At 45.3% G+C, this 14078-nt stretch carries 13 protein-coding genes; 3 read left to right on the top strand and 10 right to left on the bottom strand.

Going from position 1 to position 14078, the window contains the following annotated elements:
* Positions 1-44 precede the first annotated feature (44 nt).
* Positions 45-989 carry a DUF4349 domain-containing protein gene (locus FTX54_RS04440; protein WP_187254496.1) on the bottom strand — a complete coding sequence of 315 codons (945 nt, stop codon included), beginning with the start codon at positions 987-989 and terminating at the stop codon, positions 45-47.
* A 527-nt stretch (positions 990-1516) separates the two neighbouring features.
* Between FTX54_RS04440 and FTX54_RS04435 the strand changes: the two genes are divergently transcribed.
* Positions 1517-2437, top strand: coding sequence for a DMT family transporter (locus FTX54_RS04435; RefSeq protein WP_147803265.1), 921 nt, complete (start codon positions 1517-1519; stop codon positions 2435-2437).
* 475 nt (positions 2438-2912) lie between these two features.
* On the opposite strand, the gene FTX54_RS04430 is transcribed toward FTX54_RS04435, so the two are convergent.
* From FTX54_RS04430 to FTX54_RS04420, 3 genes are all read right to left on the bottom strand, one after another.
* Positions 2913-3332, bottom strand: a complete 420-nt coding sequence (locus FTX54_RS04430; RefSeq protein WP_147803266.1) for a VOC family protein — start codon at positions 3330-3332, stop codon at positions 2913-2915.
* A gap of 421 nt (positions 3333-3753) precedes the next feature.
* Positions 3754-4230, bottom strand: coding sequence for a DinB family protein (locus FTX54_RS04425; RefSeq protein ID WP_147803267.1), 477 nt, complete (start codon positions 4228-4230; stop codon positions 3754-3756).
* Between the two features lie 35 nt (positions 4231-4265).
* Positions 4266-5255 (bottom strand): NAD(P)-dependent alcohol dehydrogenase, encoded by a 990-nt coding sequence (locus tag FTX54_RS04420; RefSeq protein ID WP_338485476.1) that lies wholly within the window; start codon positions 5253-5255, stop codon positions 4266-4268.
* 317 nt (positions 5256-5572) lie between these two features.
* Here FTX54_RS04420 and FTX54_RS04415 point away from each other — a divergent pair, with 317 nt between their 5' ends.
* Complete coding sequence (locus tag FTX54_RS04415) at positions 5573-6094, top strand: hypothetical protein (protein WP_147803268.1); 522 nt, start codon at positions 5573-5575, stop codon at positions 6092-6094.
* Between the two features lie 77 nt (positions 6095-6171).
* Here FTX54_RS04415 and FTX54_RS04410 read toward each other — a convergent pair whose 3' ends face one another.
* Positions 6172-6522: a DUF3846 domain-containing protein gene (locus tag FTX54_RS04410; RefSeq protein ID WP_147803269.1), complete on the bottom strand. Its 351-nt coding sequence runs from the start codon at positions 6520-6522 to the stop codon at positions 6172-6174.
* Positions 6523-6607: 85 nt separating this feature from the next.
* A complete protein-coding gene (locus FTX54_RS04405; protein WP_147803270.1) occupies positions 6608-7519 on the bottom strand; it encodes a mechanosensitive ion channel family protein in 912 nt (303 codons plus the stop codon).
* 144 nt (positions 7520-7663) lie between these two features.
* Here FTX54_RS04405 and FTX54_RS04400 point away from each other — a divergent pair, with 144 nt between their 5' ends.
* Positions 7664-8194 (top strand): tetratricopeptide repeat protein, encoded by a 531-nt coding sequence (locus tag FTX54_RS04400; RefSeq protein ID WP_147803271.1) that lies wholly within the window; start codon positions 7664-7666, stop codon positions 8192-8194.
* 508 nt (positions 8195-8702) lie between these two features.
* Here the strand turns inward: FTX54_RS04400 and FTX54_RS04395 are convergent.
* From FTX54_RS04395 to FTX54_RS04380, 4 genes are all read right to left on the bottom strand, one after another.
* Positions 8703-10061 (bottom strand): UDP-N-acetylmuramoyl-tripeptide--D-alanyl-D-alanine ligase, encoded by a 1359-nt coding sequence (locus FTX54_RS04395; RefSeq protein ID WP_147803372.1) that lies wholly within the window; start codon positions 10059-10061, stop codon positions 8703-8705.
* A gap of 79 nt (positions 10062-10140) precedes the next feature.
* Complete coding sequence (locus tag FTX54_RS04390; RefSeq protein WP_187254497.1) at positions 10141-11232, bottom strand: D-alanine--D-alanine ligase; 1092 nt, start codon at positions 11230-11232, stop codon at positions 10141-10143.
* A gap of 382 nt (positions 11233-11614) precedes the next feature.
* Positions 11615-13189 carry a family 78 glycoside hydrolase catalytic domain gene (locus FTX54_RS04385; protein ID WP_147803273.1) on the bottom strand — a complete coding sequence of 525 codons (1575 nt, stop codon included), beginning with the start codon at positions 13187-13189 and terminating at the stop codon, positions 11615-11617.
* 45 nt (positions 13190-13234) lie between these two features.
* Positions 13235-14071: a carbohydrate ABC transporter permease gene (locus FTX54_RS04380; protein ID WP_147803274.1), complete on the bottom strand. Its 837-nt coding sequence runs from the start codon at positions 14069-14071 to the stop codon at positions 13235-13237.
* Between the last annotated feature and the right edge of the window lie 7 nt (positions 14072-14078).

The following is a 14078-nucleotide window of genomic DNA, read 5'->3' as shown; positions in this document are numbered from 1 at the left end:
AAAAGGAGAAATTTACGAAACTGCGTAAGCAAGGTAAGCTCCGCTTATTCCTGACTTTTCTGCTCCTTCTTTTTCCGGCGCCGGGAAAACCAGTAAACAGCTCCAGCAATAACAGCAAGAGGGATGATCACCGGGGATAATCCGATAAGGAAAATAACCACGCGCGATAACGCCGTAAGCAGGAAGTTCACCGTATTCATAAACAGACTTTGTGCATGTTCGAAAGTATTCAGCGACTCCTGATCCTGAATCTGATCGACATGAACGGCGCGTTCCTGTATCTGGATCGTGACGGTAGAAAATGCCACCTGGTTTTCCAAATAATTCATTCTTCCGGTCACCCGTTCGATTTCACTCTGCACCTCGTCCAGATCCTGAGAAATAGCAAGCAGATCTTCCGTCGACTCAGCCTCTTCCAGGAAAGTCAGCAGCCGCTCTTCCACCACCTCCTGAGACTCGAGATGGGACTCAAGATCGACATATTCTTCCGAAACATCGTTTCCGCTTGTGGATTGTTCCAGTACCGTCGTACTAGCAGATTCCAATTCCTGCAGAAACGGGTGAAAATGCTCCTGTGGAATTCTGACGACTATTCTTCCACTACGCTCTTCGTTCTCTCCTGCCTGCTGCACATTGGACTCGACGACATACCCTCCCATGCTGTCGACCTGCTCTTGAATGGAAGACTGGATTGTATCAAAATTATTTACTTCGATAGAGATATCTCCGTTGTAAATCACCATCTGCCCTGTCTGATCGGCAGTCGGTGCTTCCTCGCTTTCCGGAAAATCTTCCTGCTCCCCATCTTCTTCCGCAGGAGCATCCGGAGCCCCTTCGTTTGACTCGACGAGACCTCCGTCATCATTCACGGCTTCCTCTGTATTCCGATTATCGGAAGCCTGATTATTTTCCGCCTGATTCATGCATGCCCCGAGAACGAGCAGCACAGCTGCCAGAAGAATAAACAGAAGACTTTGTTTTCTATTCATAAGAAAAACCTCCATTCTGTCTCTGTTTATAACTTTAGTCGTAAGTGAAACAGAGGAGGTTACAAAAAATGGAGGAATCACCATGATATTGGTCTTTCGATTCGTTAAGAAGCCACACTTTATAAAAAGGAATAAGGTACACGATCTACGTTTCTATGATGGCATTTTTAAATAGGAAAGTCAGAATATAATTATTCGATTAATATTCGTCTGTTCTCCCGGAAAAAGTCCTGATGAAATTGATTCATGCCTGGATAACAGAAATTTCTCTGTCAGACTGAATAAAGCAGCGTCACGATCCAATGGTACGAAGAAGAATGCAGGCTCCTCCCTGCCAAATATTATTCATCAGACCACTTACGTATGAACAGGTTATCCCTCAAAGAAAATTATACTGAAAAAGTTTTCCTGTAAATGGTAAATTTCTATTGTATTTCCGCATTATATGCGGTACTTTGGCTGTATGACGCTGTCTGCTCTTTTCAGGCAGACCAAATATATCTGAACGTAAAGAGGAGGGATCGGCCATGAATTCAGCAGTTGCTTACGCCTGTGTCATCGGCGGGGCTGCGTGCTGGGGAGTTACCGGTTTATTCGTGCAGCAGCTGTATGGATACGGTTTTACACCCTGGCAGGTTGTTACTGCCCGCCTGTCCCTTTCCAGTATTATTTTATTTCTCGTTCTCCTCGTTTCGGCGCGGGAGTATTTAAAGATCAGGCTTCGTGATTTCCCTTATTTTTTCGTACTCGGAGTTGTCAGTATTGCTTTATTTAACTGGTTTTATTTCGCTGTAATGGAACGTGCCACCGTCGCCATCGCCGTCGTCTTTATTTATACCTCGCCGATTTTTGCAGCAATTATCGCGCGGATCTTTTTTAAAGAAAAATTAACTCCACAAAAAGGAACAGCGATTGTCTTTACGATCGTCGGCTGTGCCCTTGCCATTGGATTATTTCCAGCCGGAGGCGTTTCCATTACGATCAGCACGCTCCTTCTCGGTCTGCTTGCAGGACTGTTCTGTTCCTCCTACAGCCTGATCGGTAAATATATCAGCGGCCTCTACCACCCGTTTACGATGACCTTTTATGCTATTGTAGCAGGCAGTATTTTCACGCTACCAACGAGCGGTATATGGGAGCATCATGAACTGCTGTTAACCGGAGCGGTCTGGATACCGCTCCTCGGCATCTCGATCGTCTCTACTATTTTTGCCTATATTTTCTTTACACTCGGTCTTTATTATGTTGAATCGAGTAAGGCGGTCATATTATCCTCCGTTGAATTAATCATTTCTGTCGTTATCAGCTTTTATGTGCTGAATGAACTTTTAACCGGCTGGCAGGCAGCCGGGATCGCTCTTATGATTGGATCCATTATTTTAACCGTCGTTTCTTTTCAGCGCAGGGTCAAACAGCTTTATCCCGAAAAAGATATCTCCTGGCAGTAGAAAATCATGGATACTTACAGAAATTCAACTTGCCCGTCAGGAAATTTTTGAAAGAAAAAACGACAGGACCTCTGATATAGAAGGTTCCTGTCGTTTTAAAGTTTGAATCAATTTCATAAGTCGCTAAAAGAAAGGGATTTCCGAACATGGTGATTGATTTCCACTTCAGACGGACGCTTTCCGCGGGGCTCGTCTTCAACTAATTCTTCCAGTGCTGTACACTGGAAGAATGGATTTTCAGACTTCGCTTCATCCCGCCGGAGTCGCCGTCTGCCGTTTCAATCATCCGATTTTCACATAAGAATATTCACATTATAAATTGAAAAGTATATTATGAAATGGATTCGTTTGGCTGCCTTGAAAATAAAGTAGATAAGCGATAGACGCACGCTTTCGTTTCCATGGGAGCGCTTTCCGGGCGGGCCGTCCTAAGCTTAAAGTTTAAAGGAGGACTATTTTAAAATTCGCTTTTCTGTCAGCCTTCACTATCGTGACTGACCTGCCATTCAATTCCGAATTTGTCGGTGACGCTGCCATACAGGTTACTCCAGAACGTTTTCTGGAGTTCCATATTCACACGGCCGCCTTCCTGCAGTTTGGAAAAATAGCTGCGCAGCGCCGCTTCGTCTTTACTTAATACAGCAAGGCTGATATTGTTTCCCTGCTCAAAAGGCATCGAAGGTAATAAATCCGAAAACATGACCGTACTGCCCTCAATAACAAGTCTTGTGTGCATGATTAAATCGTCCGCTTCTTCCGGCATGGAATAATCAGGATCGGGCGGAGCTTCACCGAACGTCATGAACTGCGGCTCTTCTGTCTGAAAAACTTCCGCGTAAAATTCGACCGCTTCCCGGCAGTTGCCGTTGAAATTGATATAAACATCGACAGGCAATAGAATCACTTCCTTTTTTTAGGATAACCGCTTTCCTGTAGTGTACTTCGAAAGCTTCCCCGGAGCAATCCCAAAACGAAAGCCTACGGAAAATGCTTCTCCAGTACTATTCCTGCAGATCTTCAATAGAGTCGATATCCATATATTCCGGCACGACGATTCCTATTCTTGTATCTTTTATATGAAGTCCTGAATTTTCAAAGTCACTATAATAATTCTACTGTGAAATACCCAGGAAATAGTCTTGCATCTGCTTTTGTTTATATATGAACTACTATTATAAATGTCTATCTATTTATCTGAGAAAAGTACTTATGAAATGGATTCATATACGTGTTAAATTACATATGAACGCTCCTTTTATAGAAGAAAAGCCGGCTCACAGCTGAACTGCAGACCGGCTTTTCTGTACTCTCTTTTATCAATCAGCGGAGGACCGTCGTTTCACTCCCTCACGCAGATAGATTTCCATTTGTTTTTGGTGATGGACGTCATGCATGGCAAATTTCTTGATCATCCGCTCCGGCGTATAGATTTCCTCCGTTCCGGACAGGCGGAAAGAAGCAGCCGGGTCCATTCCGGCAAGGTGCTCCACGAGAGAATGGCGTACGGCAAGAAACTCCTCTACAATCCGGGTGGCTCTTCTGCCTTCCAGCGAGGCAATCGCCGCCCTGTTATAGACGGACGGATTCGGGAATGGCGGCAGCACCCCGCCCTCGTGCATATGAGGAATCATGGCTTCCAGTAAATAGCGGTCCCAGTAATATAAGTGCCCAATAATTTCCCGGATCGACCACTTTCCCGGCTGAACCGGGGTAGTCAGCGTTTTTTCGTTCAATTCCTGCAGCTTCTCTGCAAAAGGAATTATCGTTTCCAGTTCTTTTGTTTCTGTCGGCATGCGTGGTCCTCCTTGATTCTTTGTTCATTATACGGTCAGTCCGCTATTTTAATAACGAGACTTCCCTTCTTATGGCCCGTTTCTACGTAGCTGTGGGCTTCCGCAATCTGTTCGAGCAGCATCTCCCGGTCAATTACCGGCTTCAGTTCTCCTGATTCCACAAGATCTTTAATAAACAGCAGGTCCAGCTTCTTTTTGTGCGGAGACCTGAGTCCAGTAGCCGATACGACTGCCCGTTTATTTCCAAAGCGCGAACTCCAGAACGTCTGCTGGATCAAAAGCGGGGTCGGGACGGTAGAAAGATAAATGCCGTATGGCTTGAGCGCCGGTTTCGCATTTGAAAAAGAGCTTTTCCCTACCACATCAAAAATAATATCATATTTCTTCTCCAGCTTTGTAAAATCTTCTGCTTTATAGTCCACCACGTGGTCCGCACCGAGGGCTGTCACCCTTTCCCGGTTAGCTTCGCTGCAGACCCCCGTTACTTCCGCCCCGAAATATTTAGCCAGCTGTACAGCGTAGGATCCAACGCCGCCGGCCGCTCCATTAATCAGGACGCGCTGGCCGCTTTTAATTTTCCCTTTGTCTCTTAAAAATGGAAGAGCTGTAAGGGCTCCTTCGCTTACTGCAACGGCTTCTCCAAAAGTCACGTTTTTCGGTTTCAAAGCAAGGGCACTTCCTTCATATAACGTAATGTACTCAGCGTTAGATCCGAATTCTGTTCCGGTCGATCCGTACACTTCATCGCCTTTTTTAAACAGTTTCACCTCTTTGCCCACTTCTTCAATAACGCCGGAAATTTCGCTCCCTGGAATATGCTTCGGTTTTTTCATGCCTGTAAAAATTTTTGTCATCGCGGGCTCGCCTTTACGAAAAGCACAGTCCGCCGGCGCCGCAACGGTTGCATGAATTTTGATGAGCACTTCATGATCCTCCGGGACAGGCTTGTCCACCTCTTTTACCTCCAGTACTTCCGGCCCTCCATATTCCCTGCACACTACGGCTTTCATTTTAGCTTCAGTCATTATTATCCCCCTCTTTTAATAAGAATATAGTAGATTACTTCCTGACTAACCATCTGCTTCTTTCTTACTACTTATTCTATACCCTTTCTTTTTTCATAACAGTCATTTCCATGTGAAAAGATACCGTAAAACAGGAGGCACGTTGAAACTGCAAAGCTCCTCCACGGCAGAGCTGGAGCGGAATTCTTCAATCCTATCTGAATAACTATTATTTAATCTTAAAAATAACAAATTTTAACACGGACAGGCCTTTATTCTTTCCGGAATCGGGAATAGGAGAAATAATCAACTACATTATGGAATGGAGCGTGTTAAAAATGGGATGGTTAAAATTTACCTATATTCCAAAAGAGGAAGCCCCTCTCCCTCCCGAGCGGAGAAAATTCAAGCTCGCCATGAAGAAATTTTCTGAAGCCCGTTACAAAGACGATGTCGAGGCCCAGGCTGCTCTTGAAGCGGCCTACGAATTTTCCCATAATTATATATTCGACCGTTATCAATGGTTTAATACTGCCATCAGCTATTACTGCGGACAGAGAATACCGGAAGACGCAGTTCGGAAAGAAAGGTGCATAGAAATCTGCCGTGAATGCATTGATGCTGCCCCGCAGATCATTGAAGCGTATAAAAAAGAATATCATAAAGAGTCTCTTCTCGATTTTATTCCTCCGGAGATTCCGGCATTCCAACGGCTCGCCTCTCTCTACGAAGAAAGCGGGAATTACGAACAGGCCATCGACGTCTGCAGGAAAGCCGCTGCCCATCAGCAGCGTGACGGCACCCCCGGCGGCTTCCAGGGGCGGATAGAACGATTACAGAAAAAACTGACCCTTGAATAAATAGTAAACCCTCAAAAAAAGGCCTTCATGACGAAGAAAGTCATGAAGGCCTTTTAAAGAAAAACTATTGAAATTGTTTAGTAATCGATTGCAAGCATTTTCTCGCCATCTACCGTCACTTCTTCAAGCTTGTTCTTGAAGTACTCGATCTGATCATCGGACAGGCTGATTGTTTTTGTGCCGTCCGTTCCGGTTACGGCAATCTCACCGTGAATGTAATCGCCCATTTCGCCTTCGTGGCGGACAACGAGTTTTTTCTCCTGATTTAATAGAGCGGCTTTAGGGTTTTTCCAGATAACGATATTGTTTGGCAGGTACAGCGCTTCCGGTGGTCCCTGTACGATGCCGCGGATCGTTTCGATGTCATACTTATCAAGACTCTTTTCCTGGAAACCTTGTTCTTTATCGCTCAAATATAAAATAGTCATTATGTTAATCCCTCCAAATAATAATTGTTCCTCTACTGCTATTACCATTTGAGCAAGAGTTAAAACACGTCATTTCAAAAAAGCTTTAATTTTTATCTTTCTGATACAGCTGCACGTCCACCCTCGGGAGACTGGCCAGTTCGAAACTGGCGGAAGTCAGGGACGTTTTACCGGGATTTGCTTCTATCTGTTCAAGAATGCTCGTAAACAGAATGTCTTTAGTCTTTCTCCGCGATTTGTAGTCCACCACATAGCGCAGCGTAAATTCGACCCAGTTATCATTCACACTCAACGTTACCATCGGATCTGTTTTGGCGTCTTCAATAATAAACTTCCTGACCATCCTGTTCCAGTACTCCTCTGTCTCTTCCCTGTACATGCCGATTTCCCGTTCAGCGGTACTGCGGATCATCTCTCTTGTAAACGTATAATCACTGCCGAATTTAATCGGCAGCGTAATTTCGTCCCAGAGGAAAGGGAAATCCGTCGAGTAGTTGTATACCGGTGACGTGAAAACAAAACTGTTGGCAATTTTCACAATGCGTCCGTTGTATAAATCCGCATCCACCCAGTCGCCGGTTTCCATAATTGTCGTCCGGAGCACGCCGATATCGATGACATCCCCCGTCACCCCTCCGAGACGCACCCGGTCTCCGGTACCAAACATGCCGCCGACAAGTATCGTCAGCCACCCGGCAATGCTTGCAATTACTTCCCGAAGAGAAAAGGCAATCCCAGCACTCGCGACACCCAGAACTACGGTAATGCCCCCGAGCATATCGCTGTAAAGCACCGCAAGAAAGATGGCAATCAGCAGAAAACCAAATACGTTGACCGCTTTTCTCGTGCGGTACCAGTTATCGTCATCTTTTACATAGCGCCCGAGAGTCTTTTTTAATATACGCATCAAAACAAGCAGGAGCATTACTCCAACAGCCGCTATAATAAATGTAGCAATAAACGGATCCTCCGTTATGTAATTTATAAACCTGGTCATAACCAGCCCCCTTTTCCTTTCTCCGTTAGAAATAGCTGTACCCTTTTTCGCCCTCTGCGTAACGGGACAAAAATCGTATTGTTAAAAAGCGGCTTTTTAGGGAATGGGGTTCTATAGTCTTAAAGAGGAAAGGAGTTTACAGAAATGGGAGTATTTAATTTCTTAAAAAAAGATGATTCGAACAAACACCAGAGAAAGTCGACCCGCGGAGAGCTCTTTGAAGAAGCGATGAAGCAGTTTGAAACGAACAAATTCGCGGACGACGAGCAGGCAAAAGCAGCGCTCTTTGACGCTTATATTGCCTCTAAAAACGATGTGTTTGACCGCTTTGAATGGTATAACGCAGCCGTGGAATATTATTATGTGCTGAGCAGCACAACCGGAGATGCTCCGATCGAAAAATGTAAAGAGCTCTCTGAGGAAAGCATCAAATTCGCCCCGAAAGTGATTGAAAAATATAAAAAGGAATACCACGGCGATTCGCTGCTGGGATTCATTCCCCCGGAAGTACCGGCTTTCAAATACCTTGCCGTTATTTATGAACAGGAAGGGAATTACGCAAAAGCGATCAAAGTCTGTGATAAAGCGCTCGAAATGGATATCCGCGACGGAACTGTAGGCGGATTTACTGCAAGAAAAGAACGCCTGCTTCAGAAGAAGAAAAAGAAAAAATAACTTCCACTATACGAGTTTAAAGAAAGCAGAAAGGGCTGGACCAAAAATCAATTGGTCCAGCCCTTTTTCATTGGCTACCTTGAAAATAAAGTATTGAAGCAATGAACGTGCGCTTTCGTTTCCATGGGGGCGTTTCCCTGACGTGCGGGAGGATCTTGATGCCTTCCGCAGGTGTCTCTGCCCTGTCACTCGTTTTTACCTAGGTATCTTCTTGGTTCAACCAGCGGGCTTTCTGTATTAGCAAATTAAAACGAAGCGGAAACATACGCGTGAAAGAGGGAGGTCGGAAGATCCCGCAGGACGCAGCCCACCCGGAGATCTCCTCCACGGCATAGCTGTAGCGAAGTTCCTTATACTAATCAACAACAAACTCCCTCGGAAAAATAAGTTTATCTCTCAAATACTCGCTTTAAAACAGCTTTTCATTTATAGTTTCGTAAACGCTCATCATTTCTAATTTTTCTGTTATTAGAATGCAGAAGGCGAAAATGTCTTTCAATAGGTTACGTTATGCCAGCGACTGGACGACTTCCTCCAGCTTCATGCCGCGGGAGCCTTTCACGAGAACAACGTCCCCCCGGCCGACGAGACTTCCCAGTTCTTTTATAAGCGCCTGTTTATCGTCGAACGATAGTAAACGGTTCTCCGAGAAATTTACAGCCGCTCCTTCGGCAATCTTTCTGCCGAGGCTTCCGAGTGTAAAGACATAATCAATTTCAGCTGCTTCAATGTCTTTCCCGGTTTCCATATGAAACGTTTCTTCTTTTTCACCGAGCTCCAGCATATCAGCGAGTACGACAATTTTTTTGCCGTCGGCCTGTAAATCCTGAAGCAGCTTTACAGCAGCGCGCATGGAGGTCGGGCTGGCATTATAAGCATCATTGATAACCGTCACGCCGTCCCTGCCCTCTACAAGTTCCGTGCGCATGCCGGTGACCTGGAGCCGTTCCAGTCCTTTCCGGATCGAGGAATATGACACTTCAAACAGGCCTGCCACGGCGATAGCAGCGAGAGCGTTGTTGATATTGTGGCTTCCGAGCACCGGGATAAAGAAGCTTTCTTCTGCTTCCTTATAAATCGTAAAATTCGTTCCGTCTTTTTTTTGTTCGGATCGTACCGGGTAATAATCATTCGTATCCGAGGTACCGAATGTGAGTACCCGGAACGGAGCGGAGGCTGCCTTTTTCGTCAGCAGCGGCTCCTCCCCGTCTATAATCAGCGTGCCGTTTTCGCGGAGCCCTGCCGCAATTTCAAACTTCGCTTCGGAAATGCCCTCCCGGGAGCCGAGATCCTGCAGGTGGGATTCTCCGATATTCGTAATGACAGCCGCATGCGGCCGGGCGATGCTTGAAAGCAGTTCGATTTCTCCCCGGCCGCTCATGCCCATTTCCAGTACTGCCATCTCCGTATCTTCCTCGAGGCCGAGGATCGTCAGCGGAAGTCCGATATGGTTATTGTAATTACCCTCTGTCTTCTGCACTTTATAGGTGGTGCCGAGTACAGAGGCCACCATATCCTTCGTCGTTGTCTTGCCATTGCTGCCGGTAATGCCAATGACTCTGGCCGGCAGAGAGGCCAGGTAGTTTCTGGCAAGATCCTGCAGCGCCTGAAGCGTATCCTCCACATAAATGACCGGGAATCCTGCTGGAGGCGCCGGCTGGTTTTTGCCCCAGAGTGCCGCAGCAGCTCCGTTGTCCCGGGCTTTCTCCCCAAAATCATGGCCGTTGAAATGTTCTCCTGCGATCGGGACAAAAAGGCTGCCTTCCCGGATCGTTCTCGTATCTGTTGACACTCCGCTTATTTCGGCATTCCCGAGTTTTTCTCCGTTCACCCAAGGCGCTATGTCCTGCAGCGTACGTTTGATCATCTTATCCGCTCCTTCTTCGTTATCCATATGATGTAAAAGAAGGCTGCCCCACTGAGGAGTCAGCCTTTTGAGAGATTCCTTAAAATGTGTGCTTGATCTTCTGCTTTTCTTCAAAGCGTTCCACGCCGAGCTGGACGAGCTTTTCGATCAGCTGCGGGTACTCGAGACCGGACTTCTGCCAGAGCATCGGGAACATGCTGAAAGGCGTAAAGCCGGGCATCGTGTTGATTTCGTTCATCAGGACGCCACCGTCTTTTGTCAAAAAGAAATCAGCGCGAACAAGCCCGGAGCAGTCAATCGCTTTAAAAGACTGCACGGCCACTTCTTTAATGCGCGCAAATTCGTCTTCTGTAATTTCTGCCGGGATAATCAGACCGGTGCTTCCATCTTCGTATTTTGCCTTATAGTCATAGAATCCTGCTTCTGGAACGATTTCTCCAACGACCGAACACTCCGGCTCGTCGTTACCGAGAACAGCGATTTCCACTTCGCGTCCGTCGATGCCTTCTTCGATAATGATTTTCCGGTCGTATTCAAAGGCCACTCGGAAAGCTTCCGCGAGACTTTCACGGTCTTCCGCCTTGCTGATACCGACACTCGAGCCGAGGTTCGCCGGTTTCACAAAGCACGGATAGCCAAGCTTCTCTTCTACTTTTTCGTAGGCCGCTTCGGCATTCTTTTCCCACTCGCCGCGGAGATACCAGACGTAAGCCGGCTGGCTGATACCCGCCTGCTCGTAAATGTTTTTCATCATCACTTTATCCATTCCTGCTGAAGACGACAGCACGCCGTTTCCAACGTAAGGAATGTTCAGCAGTTCGAGAAGCCCCTGTACCGTGCCGTCTTCGCCGTTCGGTCCATGAAGCAGCGGGAAAACGACATCAAATTTCCCTTCTCCACGTTCATTTTCCGCCGCCGGAAAAATTTCCGAATTGAGGGACGTCGGGGAAACCTTTTTTCCGTTGTCGTTCAGGCGCAGCGTCTTTACGTCGTCCACCGGGCTGTGAAGCTGCTCACCTCTGACCCACTCGCCGTCTTCCGTTATGTATATCGGGTGAACCTCATATTTCGTCAGATCCAGTGCTTTAATAACTGCTTTTGCCGTCTGCAGCGATACTTGATGTTCGGCTGACTTCCCGCCGTATAATAGTCCAAGTTTCATCTTCATCATCCGCCTCCATGTTTGTTAATCCTTATTCATTGTACCATTTTCACTGCTTAGTTAAATACTAAATTCCCGTGGTTTCGAGGAGAAATATTTAACCCGCCTGAAAAATTCCACCCTCGGCTGTATTTCTCACCCACTTGTCCTGCTTGACTATTTTCCCCAGCTCCTACCATCTTTCCTTGCATGCGAGATTCATTGCAGGTTTCTTGTCTTTACAGGAGAATGCCGACCGCGAAAATTCGTATATTTTCACCAGGGTAACTTGGCAGTCTCTCGTTTAGAACAGGCCCACTTTTCTACTCCGCTCTCCTCCCCATTTCCCGATTAATTTACATAAATAAAAACTGCCGGATCATATTTATCCAGCAGCTTAAATGAAATATTTTTAGTTATATAAATACTTACGCAGAAAATAAATAGGCGTGCAGCTCCATGCGTGACAATAACTATTAATAATATGACTTCCGTATGGAGAAAAATTTAAATCTTCAGGGTTATATAATTCCCAAAAAGTATCGGCTCCATGATCGAGCATTCCTCCCCAATAGTACTGCAGCTGTTTCACCGCTTCTTCTTTAAGTCCTGTCTGAAATAAAGCTTCCACGTAGTGATGATACATATACGGGGTATTCATTCCCAGGATATCAGTTTCGTTTTCTATACGTTTCAGAAGTTTTTGTGCTTCGTTTTTATCCAGTGCTCCACCCAGAATCATCCATACCTGAGAAGCTATCGAAACCTGCTTGTCGGATCCACTCACAAAAAACTTCTTCTCTGAAGACCACAGATGAGAGAGTGCTGCTTTTTTAAGCTGCCTGTAAAGCTCTCGGAGATAAGTGGTTTGCTGGTCCGTGCCGACCTTTTCAGCCAGTGCTATTCCTTTTTGAAGAGCATACATGAAGACCCCATGACTTGGAGCTTGTTTGTTCAACCCATCTTTCCAGTCAATAAATGACCACCAGGATTCATCATCCATTAAAAGATCGTTTCCATCGATTCTTTCCGCTGCAATTTCGTACTGACGGAAAGCTGTACTCCAAAGATTTAAAGCTGTTTCCCATTCATTAGCAGCAAATGCATAATCATAAAGAGTCGTGCTGAAAAACAACGAATAATCAAACAGGTACGTGTCATCCGGCATAAGAGTTGGATGGATAAATAAGTTGGCTGCTACTTTCCCTTGAGAGTCAGGGGCTGCAGCAAACAAATATAAGCACCGTTTCACAAGATCGTCATTGTTAAATGTGCCGTAGTTTGCCTGCGCCTGCAGACGTAGGTCGCCAAGCCAGAGCCGTCTATCACGTTTAGGTCCATCTTCAAAAACATCCTGCATACAATTTTCTAATGTCAGCAGACTTACCTGCTCTAATTTTCTGTTTAACTTGTCTTTCTCAGGAACCATAAGCTCAGGTTTTTCATTGGCTGATGTCTCCGTACGACAAATTACATTAGAAATAGTCACGTTGTATTTTCTTGAGGTATCCAGAACTTCCATTTTCATAAACCGAAAACAATAGCGGCGAGGGAGTTCTACATGGGTTGGGAGAGTGTCAACATGAATGTACTCTTCCTGCAGCCATGATCGACTGAGCCATCCATTATAATCCGAAAAGTCTTCTCCAACCTCTACAGGCATTTCTCCAAAAGTAAGTCGAATATAAGCAGGTGCATCAGGCGGACTGCCTACTGCATTCACATCGAAAGTCACCCGGCCTACAAGGTGCGTCTTGAAATCCAGAACTGCCTCGTCTCCCTTACCAAATTCTTTTGATTTCAATATGTCTGCCCCTGCTTCACGTGATATTTCCCACCCGTGTATCACATTTGGATTTTCATTTACCTTTACCAGATCTACAGGCTTTACTTCTTTGTAGCGGAAAGTAGGTTTAAGTTGTTCCGCTTTTTCCAAAAATTCATTATTATATTGAATAACCCTTTCAGTCTGTTGCTGCATAGCCATACAGGAGGCTCCTTTCTTATTTCTGCAAGCAGGAAAAGTCGTTTATTATCCTTTAACTGCCCCACCTGTCATTCCTTTCATAACAACCTTATTTAAAAAGAGATAAAGGATCAGCGTTGGAAGAACTGCCATAGAAATAGCGGCAAAAGTCGGCCCCCACTGCCTCTGCCCATATTCCCCGGAGAAGCTCATCAAACCAGTCTGTATGGTTCGTAATTCCGAATCATTGATAAAAGTCATAGCAAATATCAGGTCATTCCATACAAAGAAGAACTGCACCAGAGTGACGGTAACGACCGCATTTAAAATCATAGGCATAGCAATACTGAAAAATACCCGATAAATACTTGCCCCGTCTACAACTGCTGATTCAATTACTTCATTCGGTACTGCTTTGAAGTAAGTGGAGAAAAGGAAGATTGTTAATGGCAGTCCAAAAGTAACATAAACTATAATTAAAGTTAATAAGTTATTAAGCATGCCCACGTTGAAAAATATCGTAAACAATGGGAGCAGCACAATAGGAATCGGAACCATAATACCTACAAGAAAGAGGAGCAAAGTATTCCGGCTGAGTTTCCATCTCATTTTTTCGATAGCAAAAGCAGCCCCTGCTCCCATCACAATTATTAGAAAAAGTGCCGGAAACGTTACAAACACACTGTTTCGAAAATAGGTGCCCATATTTCCATCCACCCAGGCTACTCGATAATTTTCCCAATAAAGGCCTTCTGGAAGCATGAACATGGGATTGGTAAATTCTCCCGGTGCTTTTAAAGAAGAAGTAATGAGCCAAAAAATTGGATAAACGACAATAATTAATATTAAAGCTACCAGAAGCTTTCCTGACATTTTATTTAATAACTCCAGAAACCTATTCATTTCAATC

This window comes from Alkalicoccus halolimnae (genome assembly GCF_008014775.2).
Lineage (GTDB): Bacteria > Bacillota > Bacilli > Bacillales > Salisediminibacteriaceae > Alkalicoccus > Alkalicoccus halolimnae.
Note: the sequence above shows the minus strand (reverse complement) of the source record. Positions and strands in the feature narration are given on the sequence as shown.

Bases quoted from the DNA above. Each gene is read 5' to 3' on its own strand.
- FTX54_RS04440 (WP_187254496.1), bottom strand. From the start codon at position 989: ATGAATAGAAAACAAAGTCTTCTGTTTATTCTTCTGGCAGCTGTGCTG.
- FTX54_RS04435 (WP_147803265.1), top strand. From the start codon at position 1,517: ATGAATTCAGCAGTTGCTTACGCCTGTGTCATCGGCGGGGCTGCGTGC.
- FTX54_RS04425 (WP_147803267.1), bottom strand. From the start codon at position 4,230: ATGCCGACAGAAACAAAAGAACTGGAAACGATAATTCCTTTTGCAGAG.
- FTX54_RS04420 (WP_338485476.1), bottom strand. From the start codon at position 5,255: ATGACTGAAGCTAAAATGAAAGCCGTAGTGTGCAGGGAATATGGAGGG.
- FTX54_RS04415 (WP_147803268.1), top strand. From the start codon at position 5,573: ATGGGATGGTTAAAATTTACCTATATTCCAAAAGAGGAAGCCCCTCTC.
- FTX54_RS04410 (WP_147803269.1), bottom strand. From the start codon at position 6,522: ATGACTATTTTATATTTGAGCGATAAAGAACAAGGTTTCCAGGAAAAG.
- FTX54_RS04405 (WP_147803270.1), bottom strand. From the start codon at position 7,519: ATGACCAGGTTTATAAATTACATAACGGAGGATCCGTTTATTGCTACA.
- FTX54_RS04400 (WP_147803271.1), top strand. From the start codon at position 7,664: ATGGGAGTATTTAATTTCTTAAAAAAAGATGATTCGAACAAACACCAG.
- FTX54_RS04395 (WP_147803372.1), bottom strand. From the start codon at position 10,061: ATGATCAAACGTACGCTGCAGGACATAGCGCCTTGGGTGAACGGAGAA.
- FTX54_RS04390 (WP_187254497.1), bottom strand. From the start codon at position 11,232: ATGATGAAGATGAAACTTGGACTATTATACGGCGGGAAGTCAGCCGAA.
- FTX54_RS04385 (WP_147803273.1), bottom strand. From the start codon at position 13,189: ATGGCTATGCAGCAACAGACTGAAAGGGTTATTCAATATAATAATGAA.
- FTX54_RS04380 (WP_147803274.1), bottom strand. From the start codon at position 14,071: ATGAATAGGTTTCTGGAGTTATTAAATAAAATGTCAGGAAAGCTTCTG.